At 54.2% G+C, this 624-nt stretch carries 1 rRNA gene; it reads left to right on the plus strand.

Going from position 1 to position 624, the window contains the following annotated elements:
• A 16S ribosomal RNA gene (locus tag RYH73_RS26610) occupies positions 1–624 on the plus strand; the annotation flags it as partial.

Raw genomic sequence — 624 nt, forward strand, 5'->3', positions numbered from 1 at the left:
CACAGGATATGGATGGGCTCGCGTGACATTAGCTTGTTGGCGGGGTAACGGCCCACCAAGGCGACGATGTCTAGGGGCTCTGAGAGGAGAAACCCCCACACTGGTACTGAGACACGGACCAGACTCCTACGGGAGGCAGCAGTAAGGAATATTGGTCAATGGGGGGAACCCTGAACCAGCCATGCCGCGTGCAGGAAGACGGCCCTACGGGTTGTAAACTGCTTTTGTACGGGAATAACCCGCCATACGTGTATGGCGCTGAAGGTACCGTAAGAATAAGGATCGGCTAACTCCGTGCCAGCAGCCGCGGTAATACGGAGGATCCGAGCGTTATCCGGAATTATTGGGTTTAAAGGGTGCGTAGGCGGCATGCTAAGTCAGGGGTGAAATACGGTGGCTCAACCATCGCAGTGCCTTTGATACTGGCGTGCTTGAATTTACCTGAGGTAGGCGGAATGTGGCAAGTAGCGGTGAAATGCATAGATATGCCACAGAACACCGATTGCGAAGGCAGCTTACCAAAGTAGGATTGACGCTGAGGCACGAAAGCGTGGGGATCGAACAGGATTAGATACCCTGGTAGTCCACGCCCTAAACGATGAACACTCGATGTCGGCGATAGAC

Origin of the sequence: Olivibacter sp. CPCC 100613 (assembly GCF_036959255.1) — a bacterium.
GTDB lineage: Bacteria > Bacteroidota > Bacteroidia > Sphingobacteriales > Sphingobacteriaceae > Olivibacter.